The following is a 19,243-nucleotide window of genomic DNA, read 5'->3' as shown; positions in this document are numbered from 1 at the left end:
GAACACGTGCATGCCGATCCGGTCCAGGGCCTCGTCCTCGTCGGACAGGCAGACCACAGTGGAGGCGCCGGCCTCGGTGAGCAGCGTCTGCCACTGCGGCCGGGAGATGAACGTCTCGTCCTGTCCGGCCCGTACGTCCTCGAAGTCGCCGGCGGTGGCGTCGAACAGGAACTCCATCGAGGTGAGGATCTGGTAGTTGTCCCGGGTCGTCTCGATGAAGACCAGCCAGCCGCCGGGGCGCAGCATCTCCCTGAACCGTGCCAGGGCCCGGCCGGCGTGGCGGGCGTAGTGCAGCACGTTGGCGCAGAGGATCACGTCGAACGCGTTGGACTCCAGGCCCTGCGCCCGGTAGTCGGCGTTCAGGTCGTAGATGCCGTAGCCGACCCAGGGGTACGCGGCGAAGCGTTCCTGCGCGGCGTTGAGGAAGAAGGTGGAGACGTCGGTGAACAGGTAGCGCACCGGATGGGCGGCGAGCGCCGGGATCAGGTCGATGCTGGTGCCGCCCACCCCGGCGCCCACCTCCAGCACCTGCATCGGCCGCCCGGCCGGGAAGTCGGCGGCGAGCGTGCACATCGCCTCGACGACCAGCCGGTTGACCGTGTCGCTGAGGAAGTTGCCCTGGTAGGCCGACTCCTGGATGTCCAGCCGCCCCTCGGGGAACAGCAGCTGGATCGGGTCGGCGTCGTCGCGCAGCAGCTCGGGCAGCCGGGTGGTGGCCGCGCGGAAGTACTCCACCAGTTCGGGCCGGTGCCCGCCGCCGGGCAGCAGCTCGTCGACCCGCGCCCAGGCCGCCGCCACGTCGTCGGCGGTGACCGGCGGTACGCCGGTGAGCCGGTCGCCGTCGCGGCGCATCATGCCGCCCGCGATCAGGCCCTTGACCCAGCGCCGGACCAGCCGGTGGTGCTTCGGGGCGACGCGGGCGGCGTCGAGCACCTCCGGCAGCGTGTGCGCCGACCCGGCGGTGTGGAACAGGCCCGCGCCGCGCAACGTGGTCACCATCGCCAGCAGCGCGGTGCGGTCCAGTTCGCGGGCGAACGCGACTGCGGCGTCGGCGTCCATCTCCCGGCGTACCTCGGCGAGCCGGCGCCGGGCGCCGTCGAGGAGCCGGGCGGTGTCGCGGACGGCGGCCTCCCGGTCCGGCTCCCGGTGTGCGGTCTCGACCACGGCGGCGAGGCGCCGGTCCAGCGGCGGCTCCCCCTCCACGAACGCGACGGCGGCACCGACCGCCGGATGCGACTGCATCGCCGCCTCGACCTCGGCCAGTTCGATCCGGTGGCCGCGGATCTTGACCTGGTCGTCCTCCCGGCCGAGGAACTCGATGACGCCGTCGGGCCGGTAGCGGCCGAGGTCGCCGGTGCGGTACCGGCGCTCGCCGCCGGGCTCGTGCACGCTGAACCGGCGGGCGGTCTGCTCCGGGTCGCCGAGGTAGCCGGCCGCGACGCCCACCCCGCCGATGTACAGCTCCCCCACCGTCCAGTCGGGGCAGTCGCGGCCGGCCTCGTCGAGCACGTGGAACGTCTGGTTGGTCAGCGGCGTGCCGTACGGGATGCTGCGCCAGTGCGGCGGGACCGCCTCGATCGGGTGGTGGATGGACCAGATCGACGCCTCCGTCGCGCCGCCGAGACTGACCAGCCGCAGCCCGGGCAGCCGACCGCGGATCTGGTCCGGCAGGGTGACCGGGATCCAGTCGCCGCTGAGCAGCGCCAGCCGCAGCGACGGCAGGTCGCCGCCGGCCTCCACGGTCAGGTAGTCGGCGAGCATCTGCATCTGCGCCGGGACCGAGTTCCACAGCGTGACGCTGTGCAGCAGCATCGTGTCGACCCAGTGCGACGGGTCGGCGCGCCGGTCGTGGTCGGGCAGCACCAGCGCGCCGCCGACGGCCAGCGGGCCGAACAGGTCGTACACGGACAGGTCGAAGGCGAGGCTGGCCAGGGCCAGCACCCGGTCGTCCGGCCCGACGCCGAAGCGGGCGTTGACGTCCTCGACGGTGTTGACCGCGCCCCGGTGGTCGATCATCACGCCCTTGGGTGTGCCGGTCGAGCCGGACGTGTAGATGACGTAGGCCAGGTCCTCCGGGCCGGCGGCGGGCGTCAGCAGCCGCTCGTCGGGCTCCACCGGGTCCAGCCGCTCGACCAGGATCGGGGCGTCGAGACCGTCGGCGGTGGCGGCGGTGGCCAGGACGTGCCGCGCGCCGGCGCCGGACAGCAGCGCGTCGCGTCGCGCCCGCGGGCTGCGGGTGTCGATCGGCAGGTAGACGCCGCCGGCCAGCAGCGCGCCGAGCGCCGCGACCGGCTGCTCCCAGCCGGTGTGCATGACGATGGCGACGATGTCGCCGGGAGCGCAGCCGCGCTCGCGCAGCGCCGCCGCCACCGCGCCGGCCCGGCCGAGCAGCTCGCCGTACGTGAGCGTGCGCTCCCCGGACAGCACCGCCGGGCGGTCCGGGGTGCGCCGGCACTGCTCGACCACGCCGCTGTGCAGCAGCCGCCCGGACAGCGGCGCCGCGGTGTCGTTGACCTCGGCGCGGCGGCGGCGCTGCCGTTCCGGCAGGTCCACCGGGGACGGCTGCGACCAGGGCGGCGCGTCGCCGGCCAGCCGCCGTACCAGGTCGCCGAACGCGGCGAACATGTCCTCCGCGACACCGTCCGGGAACACCCCCTGCCGGACGTCCCAGTGCAGTTCCAGGCCGTCGCCGCGTTCCAGCGCCTGGCAGTCGATCCACACCTGCGGGGTCTGGCTGATGCCGTAGCCGGTCTCCCCCGCCTCCGGCCCGGGCGCGGTGGTGTCGCCGAGACCGAGCGCGCTGGTGAACACCACGGGCATGAGCGCGGCGTCGGCGCCCCGGCGGCGGGCCAGCTCCCGCAGCACCGTGACGCCGCCGACCAGCCGGTGGTCGAGGTCCTGCCAGAGCCGCCGTTGCAGGGCGCCACCGCGTTCGGCGAGCGTGGTCCCCTCGGCGCCGTCGACCTCCAGCAGCACCGCCGAGGTGAAGTCGCCGACCAGCCGGTCCACCTGCGGGTGCAGCGGCAGCCGGTTGAGCATCGTCAGGTTCAGCACGAACCGCCGCCGCCGGCTCCACCGGCCGATCACCTCGGCGTACGCGGTGAGGGCGGCGGCGGTCGGGCTGAGCCCGTGCGCGGCTGCGGCCTCGCGCAGCGCGGCGTACCCGGCGCCGTCGAGACGCAGCTCGTGGCGCCGGAACCGGACCGGGTCGCCGGCGGACTGGTCACCGAGGACCGGCAGGTCCGGCGCGGCCGGCAGGCTGTCGATCCGGTCGAACCAGTACGCCTGGTCCCGCTCGTAGCGGCGGGTGCCGCGCAGCCGCCGCTCGGCGGCCAGGTAGTCGCGGAACGTGACGTCGAGCGGCGGCCGGACCAGGTCCGGATCGGTGTAGTGCTCCTGGAACTCGGTGAGCAACAGCTGGATGCTGACGAAGTCGGCGATCAGGAAGTCGATCGAGACGTGCAGCAGCGCGCCGTCGTCGGCGCGGGTCACCGCCAGGTCGAACAGCGGCCACTCGTGCGGTTCGTAGACGCGGTGGTCCATGGCGGCCCGGACGGCCGCGACGTGTGCCTCGACCTCCGCAGCGGGACGCCCGCGCAGGTCGGTGGCGGCGACCCGGACCGGCGGCACCTCGGCCAGGACGCGCTGCGAGCCGTTCGCGTCGATCACCGCCCGCAGCATGTCGTGCCGGTCCACCAGCGCCTGCCAGGCGTCGCGGACCCGCTCCGGGTCCAGATCGCGCAGCCGCACCTCGCCGTAGGCGTGACAGCCGACCCCGCCGTACGCGAAGACGGTGCGCCGGCCCATCAGGTACGCGGCCTGGATGTCGGTGAGCGGGAACGGCTCGTGGCGGGCCGCCGGTTCGGGCTCGATGCGTCCCGACTCGGCCTCGGCGAGGTACGCGAGCAGCTCGGGTTTGGCGGCGAGCAGCCGGGCCCGCCGTTCCTCGGTCAGCACGCCCTGCGGCGCGCGGAAACGCAGCCGGGCGTCCTCGGCCCACAGCCGGACGCCGGCGGCCTCCAGCTCGGCCAGGATCGCGGCGGCGTCGGCACGCAGCGCTGCGGTCACAGCACACCCTCCTCGACGGCGAGTTCCACGGTGGACTGGGCGGCGACGAGGGCGGCCTGCTCGGCGACCGTCGGCGCGGTGAGCAGTTGGCGCAGCGACAGCTCGACCCCGAACCGGGCCCGGGACGCGGCCACCAGCCGGGTGGCGAGCAGGCTGTTGCCGCCGAGTGCGAAGAAGCTCTCCCGGCGGCCGGTGACCGGCTGGCCGAGCAGGTCGGTCCAGAGCTGCGCCACCGCCTCCTCGACCGGGTCGCTGATCCGTTCCCCGCCGGTGTGGTCGGGCCGGTCGACGATCGCCTCGACGCGTGCCCGGTCGACCTTGCCGTTGGCGGTCAGCGGCAGCTCGGCGAGGTGTTCGACGCGGGACGGCACCATGTGCTCGGGCAGCCGGCGGGCCAGGTGCGCGCGCAGGTCGCCGGGATCGACGCCGCCTGGTGCGACCACCGCCGCGAGCAGCCGGCGCTGCCGTCCCCCGGGGGCGACGGCCACCGCCCGGGTCACCGCCGGGTGACTCTCCAGGGCCGCCTCGACCTCGCCCAGTTCGACCCGATGGCCACGGATCTTCACCTGGTGGTCGGCGCGGCCGAGGAACTCCAGCGTGCCGTCCGGCCAGTAGCGGCCCAGGTCGCCGGTGCGATACCAGCGGCCGCCGTCGTGGCGGACGAACCGCTGCGCGGTGCGGCGTTCGTCGCCGTGGTAGCCGAGCGCGACGCCCGCCCCGCCGATCCACAGCTCACCCGGCACCCAGTCGGGCCGGTCCGCGCCGGACGGGTCGGCGACCCGGTAGCGCTGGCCGCGCAGCGGGAAGCCGTACGGGACTGACGTCCACTCCGGGGGCACCTCGGTCACCTCGAACGCGTTGGACCAGATGGCCGCCTCGGTGGCGCCGCCGAGGGCGATCAGCCGGCAGCCGGCGGTCACCGCGTCGAGGCGCCGCCGCAGGTCCAGCCCGACCCAGTCGCCGGAGACCAGGGCCAGGCGCAGCGGCAGCGGCGGCCGGTCGCCCGCCATGGTGAGCAGCATGTCCAGCAGCGCCGGGGCCGAGTTCCAGACGGTGACCCGGTGGGTGTCGGCCAGGCGCAGCCAGGCGGCCGGGTCGGCGCGCTCGTCCTCGGCGGTGAGCACCACGGCCCCGCCGGCCGCGAGGACGCCGAACAGGTCGTAGACGGACAGGTCGAAGTCGAGGGCGCTGACCGCCAGCACCCGGTCGCCGGGGCCGACGCCGAAGCGCGTGCTGATGTCGTCGACCGTGTTCCAGGCGGCGCCGTGCGCGGTCACCACGCCCTTGGGCTCGCCGGTGGAGCCGGAGGTGAAGATGACGTACGCGGGCTGGTCGGGCGTGACGGTGACCGGTTCGGCGAGTTCGGCGGCGGCCAGCGCCCGCGCCATCGGCAGCGCGGTCACGCCGTCGGGCACCGCCGACGCGGTGAGCGCGACCCGGATCCCGGCGCCCCGGTGGATCCGCTCCCGGCGCAGCTCGGGCTGGTCGGCGGCGACCGGGACGTACGCGGCGCCGGCGTGCAGGACGCCGAGCACCGCTGCCACCTGGTCCGGTCCCCGGGGCAGCGAGACGGCCACGTTGTCGCCGGGCCGCACGCCGGCGGCGACGAGCGCGCCGGCGACGCGGCGGGCCCGCCGGGCGAGTTCGCCGTAGCTGAGCGTCTCGCCGTCGCCCCAGGCCAGTGCGGTACGGCCGGGGTCGTCGCGGGCGACGGCGGCGAACCCGGCGTGCAGCAGCCGGTCGGTGACCGGTGCGCCGGTGTCGTTGACCCGGGCCCGCACCTGCGCCTGCCCGGCCGGCAGCGGCACCGGCGCGGGCCGGTCCCAGCCGGCGGTGGCGAGGTGGCGCAGCAACGCGCGGTACGCGTCGAACATCGCGTCGAGCACGCCCGGCGCGAACAGCTCCTCGACCGCGTCCCAGTTGAACAGCAGCCCGCCCTCGTGCTCGGTGACCTGGTGGTCGAGCCACACCTGCGGGGTCTGGGACAGTCCGGTGACGTACCGGCCGAACGGGGTGGTCAGGCCGAACGGGCGATCGGTGGCGGCGCTGACGCCGATGGTGCTGGTGAACACCACAGGCATGGCGACCTCCGCCGAGCCGGTGTGCCGGGCCAGTTCCTGCAGGACCGCGATGCCGGAGAAGGAGCTGTGCTCGATGTCGGCCCAGACGCGGCCCTGGAGCCGGCGGACGGCGGCGGCGAAGCTCTCCCCCGGTTCGGGCGTGTTCGCGACCAGCAGCAGCGAGGTGAAGTCACCGACGATGCGGGGGATGTCGGGGTGGGTGGCGGGCCGGTCGAACAGCGTGAGGTTCAGCGTGAAGTCCGGCGTGGCGCTCCACCGCCCGAGGACGGCCGCGAACGCGGCGGCGACCACAGTGGACGGGGTCACGCCGTGCTCGGCGGCCCGCGCGACCAGGCGCGACCACGCCTGGTCGTTCAGGCGTCCCTCCCGACGGGTGAAGCGGGGCCGGTCGACCTGGCGGGGGTCGCGGGCCAGCGGGAGCCGCGGGCCGGGCGGCAGGTGCGGCAGCCGTTGCGTCCAGTAGCGCCGGGCGGCCTCGCGGCGCTGCGGGTCGGGATCCCCGGCCACCACGCAGTCGCGGAAGGTGATCCCCAGTTCGGGCAGGGCGGCGGCCGGGTCGGCGTACAGCTCGGCCAGGTCGGCCAGCACGATCATGATGCTGAGCGCGTCGAGGACCAGGAAGTCGAGGCTGAGGCCGATGCGGGTGCGGTCCGCCGAGCGGACCGCGCGGACCGCGAACATCGGCCAGGCGGCCGGGTCGTGCACCAGGTGGGCGAGGTCGTCGCGCATCCGCTCGACCGCGATCGGGTACGCGTCACCGTCGGCGTCGGTGACCGTGATCCGGTAGCGCGGCACCTCGGGCAGCACCCGCTGCCGGGCGTCGTCGTCGAAGACGGCGCGCAGCATGTCGTGCCGGGCGACGACCCGGTTGAACGCCTCCTCGAACCGCTCCAGGTCGACCTGCTCGCCCTCGAACTCCCAGTACCAGTGCGAGCCGACGCCGCCGAGGGTGAACTCGGGACGCCGGCCCAGCCAGTAGGCGCGCTGGACCTCGGTGGCGTCGAACGGCTCGTACCGTCGCTCGGGGTGGGCCGCGACCGGCACGGCGGTGGCGGGCGCGGCCGGGGCGACCGGCGCGGACGCCTCGCCGAGCCGGTCCACGAACGCCCGGAGCGTCGGCGCGGCGAACAGCGTGGACAGGCGCGCGCCCGGGAAGCCAGCCGCCCGCACGGCGGTGACCAGGCGGGTGGCGAGCAGGCTGTTGCCGCCGAGGGCGAAGAAGCTGTCGTCGGGGCCGACGGTGGGCCGGCCGAGCAGATCGGCCCAGACGGCCGCGACGGCGAGTTCGGCCGGGCCGGTCAGCCGGCCCGGCGCCTCGGCTGCGGGCCGGGTGTCGTCGGTGAACCGGGCGGCGAGCGCGGTCCGGTCGATCTTCGCGTTCGCGGTGAGCGGCAGCGCGTCCAGCACGTCGACGCGGTGCGGCACCATGTACGGCGGCAGCCGCTCCCCGGCGTACGCCCGCAGCGTCTGCGCGTCGACGGGCACGCCGGCCACCGGGGTCACCGCGGCGACCAGCCGCGGTCCGGCCTCGCCGGGTACGGTCAGCGCGACCGCGCGGGCCACGCCCGGGTGCTCGCGCAGCGCCGCCTCCACGTCGCCGAGGTCGAGCCGGTGTCCCAGGATCTTCACCTGGCCGTCGAGGCGGCCGAGGAACTCCAGGCGCCCGTCGGGGTGGAAGCGGGCCAGGTCACCGGTGCGGTACCAGCGCTGCCCGTCCCGCTCGACGAACCGCGCGGCGGTGCGTTGCGGGTCGCCCCGGTAGCCCGGCCCGACGCCGACGCCGCCGAGCCACAGCTCGCCGGGCACGAGGTCGGGCCGGTCCCGGCCGAGCCCGTCGGCCACGCGGGTGAGCTGGTTGCGCAGCGGGGCGCCGTACGGCACCGACCGCCAGTGCGCCGGCACCTCGGTCACCTCGTGCCAGGTGGAGTGGATGCCGACCTCGGTGGCGCCGCCGAGCGCGACCAGGCGGGCGCCGGGCGCCCGCGCGGTGAGCCGGTCGTACAGGTCGAGCCCCACCCAGTCGCCACCGACGAGGGCCAGCCGCAACGGCAGGTCGCCGGCTTGCTCCGCCGCTTCGCCCTCGGCCGCCACGAGCAGCATGTCGAGCAGCGCCGGTACCGACGTCCACACCGTGACGCGGTGGCGGCGGACCAGGTCGAGCCAGTGCTCGGCGTCGCGGCGGGCGGTGTCGTCGACGCAGACCAGCGCGGCGCCGGCGGTGAGGAACGCGAAGATGTCGTACACCGACCAGTCGTGGTCCAGCGCGGACAGCGCGAGCCCCCGGTCGTCCGGGCCGATGCCCCACCTGTCGCCGATGTCCTCGATGGTGTTCATCGCCGCCCGGTGCGTCATCTCCACGCACTTCGGGCCGCCCGTCGAGCCGGACGTGTGGATGACGTACGCCAGGTCGTCGGGCCCGGCCGGCCGGAGTTCGGCGAGCGGAGGCGCGTCGGCGGCCTCCTCGACGGCGAGCACCGGCAGCCCGTGACTCCAGATCGGCTGGTCCCGGGTGGCCGTGTCGGTGAGCACGATCCGCACCCCGGCGGCCCGGTGGATCGCGGCGCGGCGCACCGGCGGCAGGTCGACGCCGACCGGGGCGAAGACGCCGCCGGCGCACAGCACGCCGAGCACCGCCTCGATCTGCGCCGGCCCCTTCGGCAGGGTCACCGCGACTGTGTCGCCCGGGTCCAGTCCGGCGGCGACGAGCTGACCGGCGATCCGCCGGGCCCGCGCGGCGAGGTCGCCGTAGCGCACCCCGCCCCCGGCGGCGACGAGCGCGATCCGGTCCGGCTCGGCGGCGGCGTGCGCCAGGAACCCCTCGGTGAGCGTGGTCCGTCGCTGCGGGCCGGCGGTGTCGTTCAGCGCCGCCCGGCGGCGGGCGGCGGCCTCCGGCAGCAGGCTCGGCACCGGCTCGGTCCAGGCCACCGGGTCGGTGACGATCCGGTCGAGCAGCCACAGGTACGCGGCGAACATGTCGTCGAGCACGTCGGCGGGGATCAGGCCGTCGACGGCGTCCCAGTTGAGCAGCAGCCCGCCGTCGTCCTCGGTGACCTGGTGGTCCAGCCAGACCTGCGGGGCCTGGGAGATGTTCCAGCCGGCGTCGCCGAAGCAGTCGCGTACCTTGCGGCTGAACAGCTCGCCGAGGCCGAGCGCGCTGGTGAACACCACCGGCGCGAGCGCCTGCGCGCCGCGTTCGGCGGAGAGCGCGCGCAGCACCTCCAGGCCGGAGAAGTCGCTGTGCAGGGCGTCGGCGCGGACGCGGTCCTGCAGCCGGCGGCAGGCGTCGAGGAAGGTGCCCTCCCCGGTGTGCACGGCCACGATCAGCAGGTTGGTGAAGTCGCCGACCAGGTGCGCCACGTCCGGGTGCAGCGGATCCCGGTCGAACAGCGGCACGTTGAGCAGGAAGTCGGGCTCGGCGCTCCACGCGGACAGCACCTCGGTGAAGGCGGCGGCGAACACCATCGACGACGTGACGCCGTGCGCCCGGGCCCGCTCGTCGAGGCGTTCGCGCCAGGCCGCGTCGAGACGGTGGAAGCGGCGGACCACCCGGTGGACCGCCAGGCGCTCGGGCGCGGTCGCCAGCGGCACCTGCGGCGCGGCGGGCATCTCCGGCAGGCGTTCGCGCCAGTAGGCGACGGCCGCCTCCCGTCCCCGGGCCGGTGCGGCGCGGCGCTCGGCGAGGTACCGGCGGTAGCTGTAGCGGATCGGCGGCAGCGCGGCGTCCGGGTCGGCGTACAGCTCGGCCAGGTCGTTGAGGATGATCCGGAAGCTCAGCGCGTCCGCGACGATCATGTCGATGTTGAGGTGCAGCCGGCTGGCGCCGCCGGGCAGCACCGAGACGGCCAGGTCGAAGACCTCGCCCCGGGCGATGTCGAAGCGCCGGTGCGAGAGGCGGTCGCGGATCTCCGCCAGCCGCGCGGTGACCGCCGGCCCGTCGAGGTCGCGCAGGTCGTGGACGGTGGCGCCGGACCACGGCGAGGAGCCGGCGACCCGCTGCCGGCCGTCGTCGAGGATCGTCACGCGCAGCATGTCGTGGCGGGCGATGAGCGCCCGGGTGGCGGCGTCGAGCCGGGCGGTGTCGATCGCGGCGCCGTCGAACTCGGCGTAGAAGTGGGTGGCCACGCCGCCCAGCACGAGCTGTTCGTGCCGGCCGACCCAGTAGGCGTACTGCATCGGGGCGAGGTCGAACGGCTCTCCGGGGTCGTCCGCCGGGGCGCCGGACGCGGCGGCGGGAGCGGCGGTGGCGGGTGCGGGCGCCTGGCGTGCGGTGAGCAGGTCCATCCAGCCCGCGAGCGTCGGCCGTTCCATGAGTTCGGCGTACTTGACGTCCACTCCGGCCGCCCGCCACCGGCTGGCCAGCCGCATCACCTTCAGCGAGTCGAGGCCGCAGGCGATGAGGTCGCCGTCCGAGGCGTCGAGCGCGTCGGTGTCGCCGACCGCGGCACCGATGTCGGCGCGGACCCGGTCGAGCGTCAGCTCGTGCTGCGTATCCATTTGTCCCCAATCCCACCGGTGGCGACGTCAGGCCGCCTCGTTCGCCCGCTGCCTGAGCTGGTCCGCGAACTCGAGCCACTCCTCGGCGATGCTGCGCGCGATGTCGGCGACCACGTACGTGCAGTGCGCCGGGATGGTGCCGATCAGCTCCGCGTAGCCTTGCGGCCCGGTGGCCTGGCTGTCGAGCCAGCGCAGCAGTGCACGGCCGGACTCGGTGAACCGGACGGACGGGTCGTGCCGCAGGTTCTGCAGGTTGACCGAGCGCTCCCGCATCGGTGGCCGGCGGCTCAGGCCGGCCCGGGCGGGGCGCGGCTCACCCCCGCGCTGACGCAGCGGCAGCGGGTCGTCGCCGCGCTTCATCCGCTCGCGTACGTCCCGCGCGGTGGCCGGGGAGATGCCGGCGGTCTTGGCGATCTCGCGCAGCGACGCCTCCGGCTTGCGGCTGATCAGCTCGCTGGCGATGCGGCGGCCCTCGGCGCTGTTGACCGGGCGCAGCCGGCCGTCGCGGCCGAGCCGGGCGTGCACGTCGGGGGCCCCGATGTCCTGCCGGCGGATGCTCGCCACGGTCTTCGCCGCGAGCCCGGCCGCGGTCGCCACCGCCCGGTCGGACCAGTGCGGGTGCGACCGCAGGATCCGCTGGGCCGCCGCCTCGCGGTCGGCGAGCGACAGCGGCAGTCCGTGGGTGACGTTGGCCTGCACCGCGAGCACGAACGCCGCCTCGACGGTGCCGTCGAACAGGCGGGCGGCGATCTGCGTCTCGCCGCGCAGGACCGCGGCGCGCAGCCGGTGCATGCCGTCGATCACGCGCATGGTGCCGCGGTGGACCAGGATCGGCGGCAGTGGCGCGTCCGTCTCGGCCAGTGTCTGCGCGTGCAGGTCGTCCTCCCCGGCCAGCCGGGGCGAGTCGGCCGCGCGCAGGCAGGCGATCGGCAGCAGTTGCACCGGCCCGCCCTCGGTCGCCCCCGCCGGCTCCTCGTCGAGGTCCGCCACCACCGTCATGGCTGCTCCCTTGGTCACGCCGCCTCCAGGGGATGTCGTATCTAGCTTTTACGTCTCTCGTCGCGTCGCAAGAGCCGTGATACGCGAATCCTAATCAGACGGGGAAGCCGAGCACACGCCCCAGACGTGCCGGGATCGCGACAGGTCAGTGATCGCCGTCGCTGCACTATCTCGCTTTCAAGCGTCCCACCGGCGCTACGATCCCGTCGTGCGAGTGCGATACGACGCGACCGCGATCGCCGGACTGGACGACCCCTACCCCGCCTACGCGGCACTCCGGGAGGCCGGGCCGGTCGTGCCCGCCGGTCCCGGCGTGTGGGCGGTCACCGGGCACGCCGACGTCACCGCGCTGCTGGCCGACCCGCGCGTCGGCCACGAGTTCCCCGACGTCGTGTACCAGGCCTCGGGCGAGCCCGACCCGGTCACCGGCTTCTTCCGGGCCACAGTGCTCAACCGGGACGCCCCAGTGCACACCGTGCTGCGCCGGGCGATGTCCCGGCTGCTCGCGCCCCGGGCCGTGGCCGGGCTGCGCGGCCGCGTCGACGAGCTGGTCGGCGAGCTGTTCACCGCGATGGACGGGGACGCCGACCTGGTCACCGGGCTGGCCGCGCCGCTGCCGGTGACCGTCGCCGCCGAACTGCTCGGCATCCCCGTCGCCGACCGCGACCTGGTGCGCCCGTACGCGATGACGCTGGCCCGGGCCTTCGGCGCCGGCATCCGGGTGGAGGGCGACCGGGACGCCACCGCCGCCGCGGTGACCTGGCTGCGCGCCTACGTGCGGGACCTGCTGGCCGAGCGCGAGCGCCGGGGCCGCGACGACGATCCGCTGGCCGGCCTGCTCGCCACCGCCGACCCGGGCGGCGCGATCACCGCCGAGGCGCTGGTGGACAACGTGATCTTCCTGTTCTTCGCCGGCTTCGACACCACCACCAACCTCATCGCCACCGGCTGCGCCGCCCTGCTGTCCCGCCCGGACGTCCTTGCCCGGCTCCGGGCCGAGCCGGAGCTGGTGCCGAGCGCGGTCGAGGAGTTCCTGCGCTTCGACGCGCCGATCCAGGCCACCGCCCGGCTGACCCGCGCCCCGATCGAGGTGTCCGGACGGCGGATCAACGCCAACCGGCTGGTCGTGCTGCTGCTCGCCGCCGCCAACCGGGACGGCAGGCGGTTCGCCCACCCGGACGAGCTCGACATCGCCCGGGCCCCGAACCCGCACGTCTCCTTCAGCGCCGGCCCGCACTTCTGCCTCGGCGCCACGCTCGCCCGGCTGGAGGGGGCGGCGGTGTTCGACCGGATCGCCCGCGGCCTGGCCGGCTTCGAGCCGGCCGGCGTCCCGGTACGCCGCCGGCACATGAGCTTCCGGGGGTACGACCACCTGCCGGCACGTGTTCGACTGGGCGCGTTCCCCGGTTGAACACCCCCGCTACCGGACCAGGCGCACCGGCAACGACTTGATCCCGTTCATGAAGTTCGAGGCCAGCCGCTGTGTCGGGCCGGCGCGGCGAAGATGCGGCAGGTGCGGGCGCAGCGCCCGCAGCAGCGCCACCGCCTCGGCCCGGGCCAGGTGCGCGCCCAGGCAGAAGTGCGGGCCCACGCCGAAGGCCAGATGCGGGTTCGGCGCCCGGTCCAGCCGCAGGCGGTCCGCGTCGGCGAACACCGCCTCGTCCCGGTTGGCCGACGCGTAGTACAGGACCACCTTGTCACCGGCCCGGATCGGCTGGCCGTCCAGTTCGGTGTCGGCGGTGGCGGTCCGGCGGAACTGCATGATCGGCGTGACCCAGCGCAGCAGCTCCTCCACCGCCACCGGCACCCCGTCCGGGTCGGCCAGCGCGTCCCGGACGGCCGGGTCGTCGGCGGCCAGCTCCAGCGCGCCGGAGACCAGGTGACGGGTGGTCTCGTTGCCGGCCACCACGAGCAGCAGCCACAGGCCGCACAGCTCCGGCTCGGTCAGCGGCCGGCCGTCCACCTCTGCCGTCGCCAGCACGCTCGTCAGGTCGTCGCCCGGGTCGCGGCGGCGCGCGGCGGCGGCGTCGGCCGCGTACCCGAACGCGTCGGCCATGGCCCGCTTGAACGTCCGGACGTCGCCGCCACCGAACTCCGGATCGTCGAAGCCGACCAGGTGGTTGCTCCAGGAGAACATCAGGTTCCGGTCCTGCGGCGGCATGCCGAGCAGGTCGGCGAGGACCACCAGGGGCAGCTCGGCGGCCAGGTCGCGTACCGCGTCGACCTCACCCCGGCCGGCCGCCGCCGCCACGATCCGGGCGGCGTGCGCGTCGATGGAGTCCTGCAGCGCCCGAACCGTGCGCGGCGTGAACGCGGCGGTCAGCACCCGGCGCAGGCGGGTGTGCCCGGGCGGGTCCATGCCGGACAGCAGCTGGCGGGTGCGCTGAAGGTCGCCCCGGGTCTTCGGGTCGGCGAGGAACGGCCCGCGGGTGGCCGAGGAGAACAACGCCGGGTCGCGGGAGGCCCGCACCACGCTGGCGTAGCGCGTGACCGCCCAGTACCCGTCGCCGCGGTGCAGCACCTCGCCCGCCGGTCCGTCGCCCGCGCGCCCGGACCGGCGGCGCAGCGCCGGCTCCCGTACCCAGGCCACCGGCGCCTCGGCCCGCCGCCTGGCGAACTCCCGCCACGGCGGTCCGGACACGTACGTGGCCGGGTCGGCGAGCAGTTCCGGCGACGCGTCAGGGCTCACCGCCGCCGTCATCCGTTGGCCTCCGCCAGGATGCCGCGCTCACGCAGCAGCGGCAGCACGCCCTCGCCGAACCAGTACGCCTCCTCCAGGTGCGGCTGGCCGGACAGCAGCAGGTGCTCCACGCCCAGCCCGTGCAGCTCGGCGATCCGGTCGGCGACCTGCTCGTGGCTGCCGACCAGGGCCGCCCCGGCGCCCGGCCGGAGCAGGCCGTACCCGGCCCAGACGTTCGGGTACACCTCCAGCCGACCCTCGGCGCCGGCGCTCATCCGGGCCATCCGGCGCTGTCCCTCGGACTCGCTGCGCCGGAACCGCTCCTGGGCGGCGGCCACCGTCTTCGGGTCCATCCCGGCGATCAGCCGGTCCGCCTCGGCCCACGCCTGCTCCGGCGTGTCCCGGGTGATCACGTGGAAGCGGGTGCCGCAGGAGAGCTTGCCGCCGGCGCGTTCGCGTACCTCGCCGAGCAACGCCCCAAGCTCCGGCGGCGACTCCCCCCAGGCCAGATAGACGTCGCCGTGGCGCAGCGCGGTGTCCTGCGCGCCGGCCGACGAGCCGCCCACGAACACCGTCGGCGCGGTCCGCGGCGGGCGCGTCACCAGGGCGGCCCGGACCCGGTGGTGCGCCCCCTCGAAGTCCACCGGCTCGCCGGTCCACGCCCCGCGCAGGATGGTGAGGAACTCGTCGGCGCGCTCGTAGCGCTGCCCGTGGTCCAGCCAGTCGCCGTAGCGGCGCTGCTCGTCCGGGTCGCCGCCGACCACCACGTTGAGCATGAGCCGGTCCCCGGACAGGCGCTGGAACGTGGCCACCATCTGCGCCACCAGCGTCGGCGACATCAGCCCGGGCCGCAGCGCGATCATGAACCGGATCCGCTCGGTACGCCCGGCCAGCGCGGCCGAGACCAGCCAGGGATCCTCGCAGAACATCCCGACCGGGATCAGCATGCCCTCGAAGCCGAGCCGCTCCGCGGCGAGCGCGACCTGGGCGAGGTAGGCGAGGTCGGGCTCCCGGCGTACCGTGCGCCGCGCGCCGGCACCCCGCGGACGCCAGCCGATGTCCCGCCCGTCACTGTGCGACGGCAGGAACCAGTGCAGGTGCAGTGTCATCCGATCGTCCCTTCACCGGGCCGGGCACACGTTACGACTCCACACATACGAGAGTCGACAAAGGAGGCGGCCGAAACCTACGTTGCTGGGGTCACCGACGGGCCGGGTGGCACCGCCCGGGCGAGGAGGATCCGCGATGGCGCAGCTGCTGCACCCGATGGTGGCCGCCGCGCCGGACGCGGTCGCGCTCGACGACGGCTACGCGGCGCTGAGCTGGCGGGACCTCGACCAGCGGGTGAATCGCTGGTGCGACCTGCTGCACCGGGAGGGGCTGCGCCCGGGCGACCGGGTCGGCGTGCTCGCCGGGAACCGGCACGAGGTGTTCGAGCTGCTGCTCGCCTGCCTGCACGCCGGTCTGGTGATCGTGCCGATGAACTGGCACCTCACCGGCGCCGAGGTCGCGTATCTGCTCTCCGACTCCGGCTGCCGGGCGCTGGTCACCGACACCGAGCGCCTCCCGGCGGCCCGGGACGCGTGGCAGCGCAACGACCGCCGCCCCGGACTGCGCGTCGTGCTCGGCGACGAGCCGGTGGACGGGTTCGCCGCCGCCGAGCCGCTGCTCGCGCACGCCGACGCCGCCGAGCCGCCGGAGACGGGCAGCGGCGCCACCGGCCTCTACACCTCCGGCACCACGGGCGCCCCGAAGGCGGTGGTCAGCCGGCTGTTCCGCCAGGGCGAGCCGCTGCCCCGGCTGCGCGGACGCCTGAACCGGCTGTGCACGGTGCTGGGCATGCCGGCGGACGGGGTGAACCTGCTGTGCGGCCCCTGGTACCACTCCGGCCAGCTGTTCTTCTCGCTGCTGCCGCTGATCCGCGGGTTCCGGCTGGTCACCCGGCCCCGGTTCGACCCGGCCGCGACGCTGCGGCTGATCGACGACGAGGGCGTCACCATGACGCACCTGGTGCCGACCCAGTTCGTGCGGCTGCTGCGGCTGGACCCCGCGGTACGGGCCGCGTTCGGCGGCACCACGCTGCGGCGCGTCTGGCACGGGGCGGCGCCCTGCCCGGTGGACGTGAAACGGCAGATGATCGCCTGGTGGGGCCCGGTGCTCAGCGAGTACTACGCGGCCACCGAGGCGGGGATCGCCACGATCATCCACGCCGAGGACTGGCTGGCGCACCCGGGCAGCGTCGGGCGGCCGCTGCCGCGTACCGAGATCGTGGTGGTCGGCGCCGACGACATGCCGCTGCCGGCCGGGCACGAGGGCCGGGTCTACCTGCGCCGCCCGGACGGCTTCGAGTATCGCGACGCACCGGAGAAGACCCGGGCCGCGCACCGCGCCGACGGCAGCTTCACCTACGGCGACCGCGGCTACCTGGACGCCGCCGGCTACCTCTACCTGACCGGCCGCGCCGACGACATGATCCTGTCCGGCGGGGTGAACGTGTACCCGGCCGAGGTCGAGGCCGTCCTGCTGCGCCACCCCGCGGTCCGCGACGCGGTCGTCTTCGGCGTGCCGGACGAGGAGTTCGGGCAGCAGGTCCGGGCCGTGGTCGAGGTGGACACCCACGCGCTCACCGACGACCTGACCACCGCGCTGGACCGGCACTGCCGCCGCGAACTGGCCGGGTTCAAGGTGCCGCGCTCCTACGAGCTGTCCACCGCGCTGCCCCGCGAGGACTCCGGGAAGGTGCGCCGGCAGGCGCTGCACCGCAGCTCGGCACACCGATCGCAGATACCAGACAGCTGGCGGTGAGATGGACAAGGCCGGTTTCTACCGCGAAGCACGTCACGACGTGGACGGGCCGCTGCACGGCGTACGCGTGCTGGAGATCAGCAAGGTGTGGGCCGGGCCGATGACCGGCGCGGTCCTGGCCGACCTGGGCTGCGAGGTGATCCGGATCGAGATGCCCGGCAACCGGGAGGGCCGGATGCCGCCGGACATCCCCGGCACCGGCCTGTCCTGGTTCCGGGAGACGGTGCACCGCAACAAGCGCAGCGTGTCGCTGGACCTGCGCCGGGAACCGGCCCGGGAGGCGTTCCTGCGGCTGGTGGTCACCGCCGACGTGGTGGTGGAGAACTACCGGCCGGGCACGCTCGACGGATGGGGCGTCGGCTACGCGCAGTGCCGGCGCGTCAATCCCGACATCGTCTTCGTCTCCATCTCCGGCTGGGGCCAGTACGGCCCGCGCGCCACCGACGCCGGTTTCGACCCGATCGCGCAGGCAGCGGCGGGCTGGATGGGCCTCAACGGCGAGCCGGACGGCACACCGATGAAGGCCCCGTCCTTCCTCGCCGACGATCTCGCCGGGCTGCACGGCGCGATCGGCGCGCTGGCCGCGCTGCGCCACCGCGACCGCACCGGCGAGGGCCAGCACGTCGACGTGTCACTGCTGGACGCGTTGCTCGCCAACAGCGGCGGCTACCTGACGCTCGGCGCGACCGGCGTGCCGCTGCGCCGCTGGGGTGACCAGGCCGACTTCGTCGTGCCGGCCGGCACGTACCGCTGCCGGGACGGCTGGCTCTACCTGGCGGTCGCGCTCGACAAGCACTGGCGCTCGCTCGCCGCGGCGATGGACCGGCCGGAGCTGGCCCGGGCCCCGGGCTTCGCCACGAACGAGGAGCGCCGTGCCCGCCGCGACGAGGTCAACGCGCTGGTCGGCGCGTGGTGCGAGGCGCGGACCGTCGCCGAGGCGGCGGCCGGGCTCGCCGCCGCGGGCATCCCGGCCGAGCCGGTACGCGACTTCGCCGACGCCGCCGCCGACCCGCACGTCCGGGAACGCGACATGGTGCAGACCGTCCCGCTGTGCAACGGCACCACGGGCCCGCTGACCGGCCCGGCCGCCAAGTTCTCCCGGACACCGACCCGGGTGCGGCACGGCGCGCCGGCCGTCGGCGCGGACACCGAGGCGCTGCTCACCGAGGCCGGCGTCGACCGGGCGGAGCTCGCGCGGCTGCGCGCGTGCGGCGCCACCGACCGACAGGAGGCCCCGGCGTGTACCCGCCCCCACTGAGCCCGTTCGACAGCATCGAGATCGAACGCTCCGGTCACGGGGTGCGCATCCGCACCCGCACCGTCGTCGAGCCGGACGGCCCGTACCTGTCCGGTCACTTCCCCGGCCGGCCGATCCTGCCCGGGGTGTTCCTTGTCGACACGCTGCTGCGCGCCGTCTGCGCCGGGGTGGACGGCGCGCGCCTGACCGTGCTGCGCTCGGCCCGGTTCACCGCGCCCGTGCTGGCCCCGGGCGAGTTCACCATGCGAGTCGAGGTGACGGGTGATCCGGCGACCGGACCGCTCACCGCCCGCGCCCGCTGCCACCGGGGCGACGGGGAGCAGTGCGCCCGCCTGGAGGCGCAGTTCGACGCCGGGCGGTATCGGTGAGCGCGCCGGTCGGGCAGGAGACGATCCGCGGGCTGCTGCCGCAGCGGTTCCCGCTGCTGCTCGTGGACCGGGTGGTGGAGGTCCGGCCGGACGGGATCGTGGCCGAGAAGGCGGTCACCGCCGCCGAGTGGTGCTACGCGGGCCTGGACGAGACCGCACCGCCCGAGGCGTACGCGTATCCGGTGGCGCTGCTGCTGGAGTCGTTCGGCCAGGCCGCCGCGCTCGCCTGGTTCCTGCGGGCGGGCGCCGGCGTGCCGGGGCCGGGCAGCGGGCTGCTGCCGCTGTTCGTCGGCGTGCGCGAACTGCGGCTGTCCGGTGCCGCGTACCCGGGGGACGTGCTGCGCCACGACGTACGGCTGGACAAGGTCGTCGACGGCGCGGCCGTCGCGTCGGGCACCGTCACGGTCGGCGGGCGGACCACGGCGGTGATCGGTGAGCTGATCGCCGCCGTCCGGCCCGGTGCCGCGCTCGCGGAGCTGGGGTAGGCCGC

Annotated in this window: 9 protein-coding genes and 3 pseudogenes; 5 read left to right on the top strand and 7 right to left on the bottom strand. The window is 75.2% G+C overall.

From position 1 onward, the window contains the following. Positions 1-78: 78 nt before the first annotated feature. From CLT75_RS33040 to CLT75_RS04935, 5 genes and pseudogenes are all read right to left on the bottom strand, one after another. Positions 79-546 (bottom strand): annotated as a pseudogene (locus CLT75_RS33040) (class I SAM-dependent methyltransferase); the annotation flags it as partial. 723 nt (positions 547-1,269) lie between these two features. Next, positions 1,270-2,400, bottom strand: a pseudogene (locus tag CLT75_RS33035) (amino acid adenylation domain-containing protein); the annotation flags it as partial. Positions 2,401-2,601: 201 nt separating this feature from the next. Next, a pseudogene (locus tag CLT75_RS33030) lies at positions 2,602-4,068 on the bottom strand (condensation domain-containing protein); the annotation flags it as partial. Continuing rightward, complete coding sequence (locus CLT75_RS04940; RefSeq protein ID WP_135239689.1) at positions 4,065-10,643, bottom strand: non-ribosomal peptide synthetase; 6,579 nt, start codon at positions 10,641-10,643, stop codon at positions 4,065-4,067. The gene CLT75_RS04940 and the pseudogene CLT75_RS33030, both read right to left, overlap by 4 nt. A 27-nt stretch (positions 10,644-10,670) precedes the next feature. Further along, positions 10,671-11,660: a ParB/RepB/Spo0J family partition protein gene (locus tag CLT75_RS04935; protein WP_209310266.1), complete on the bottom strand. Its 990-nt coding sequence runs from the start codon at positions 11,658-11,660 to the stop codon at positions 10,671-10,673. A 190-nt stretch (positions 11,661-11,850) separates the two neighbouring features. Here CLT75_RS04935 and CLT75_RS04930 point away from each other — a divergent pair, with 190 nt between their 5' ends. Beyond that, the gene (locus CLT75_RS04930) at positions 11,851-13,053 is read left to right on the top strand and encodes a cytochrome P450 (protein ID WP_135239688.1); all 1,203 of its coding nucleotides are present in this window, start codon (positions 11,851-11,853) and stop codon (positions 13,051-13,053) included. Positions 13,054-13,062: 9 nt separating this feature from the next. Here CLT75_RS04930 and CLT75_RS04925 read toward each other — a convergent pair whose 3' ends face one another. After that, positions 13,063-14,343, bottom strand: coding sequence for a cytochrome P450 (locus tag CLT75_RS04925; RefSeq protein ID WP_135239687.1), 1,281 nt, complete (start codon positions 14,341-14,343; stop codon positions 13,063-13,065). Continuing rightward, complete coding sequence (locus CLT75_RS04920; protein ID WP_135239686.1) at positions 14,340-15,431, bottom strand: LLM class flavin-dependent oxidoreductase; 1,092 nt, start codon at positions 15,429-15,431, stop codon at positions 14,340-14,342. Before CLT75_RS04920 ends, CLT75_RS04925 begins: the two co-directional genes overlap by 4 nt. Positions 15,432-15,567: 136 nt before the next feature. Between CLT75_RS04920 and CLT75_RS04915 the strand changes: the two genes are divergently transcribed. Genes CLT75_RS04915 through CLT75_RS04900 form a run of 4 tightly spaced genes read left to right on the top strand, consistent with a single transcriptional unit; the run spans position 15,568 to position 19,238 of the window. After that, entirely contained in the window at positions 15,568-17,127 is a 1,560-nt protein-coding gene (locus tag CLT75_RS04915; RefSeq protein ID WP_135239685.1) for an AMP-binding protein, read from the top strand. A gap of 1 nt (position 17,128) precedes the next feature. Continuing rightward, a complete protein-coding gene (locus tag CLT75_RS04910) occupies positions 17,129-18,385 on the top strand; it encodes a CaiB/BaiF CoA transferase family protein (protein ID WP_135239684.1) in 1,257 nt (418 codons plus the stop codon). Beyond that, positions 18,367-18,753, top strand: a complete 387-nt coding sequence (locus CLT75_RS04905) for an ApeI family dehydratase (protein WP_167796877.1) — start codon at positions 18,367-18,369, stop codon at positions 18,751-18,753. The genes CLT75_RS04910 and CLT75_RS04905 overlap by 19 nt, the downstream gene beginning before the upstream one ends. Then, complete coding sequence (locus tag CLT75_RS04900; protein ID WP_486485062.1) at positions 18,750-19,238, top strand: 3-hydroxyacyl-ACP dehydratase FabZ family protein; 489 nt, start codon at positions 18,750-18,752, stop codon at positions 19,236-19,238. The genes CLT75_RS04905 and CLT75_RS04900 overlap by 4 nt, the downstream gene beginning before the upstream one ends. Positions 19,239-19,243: the final 5 nt, after the last annotated feature.

It is taken from the genome of Micromonospora sp. CNZ285 (assembly GCF_004637285.1).
The sequence above is the reverse complement of the archived record's forward strand: the minus strand, read 5'-3'. Positions and strand labels throughout refer to the sequence as shown.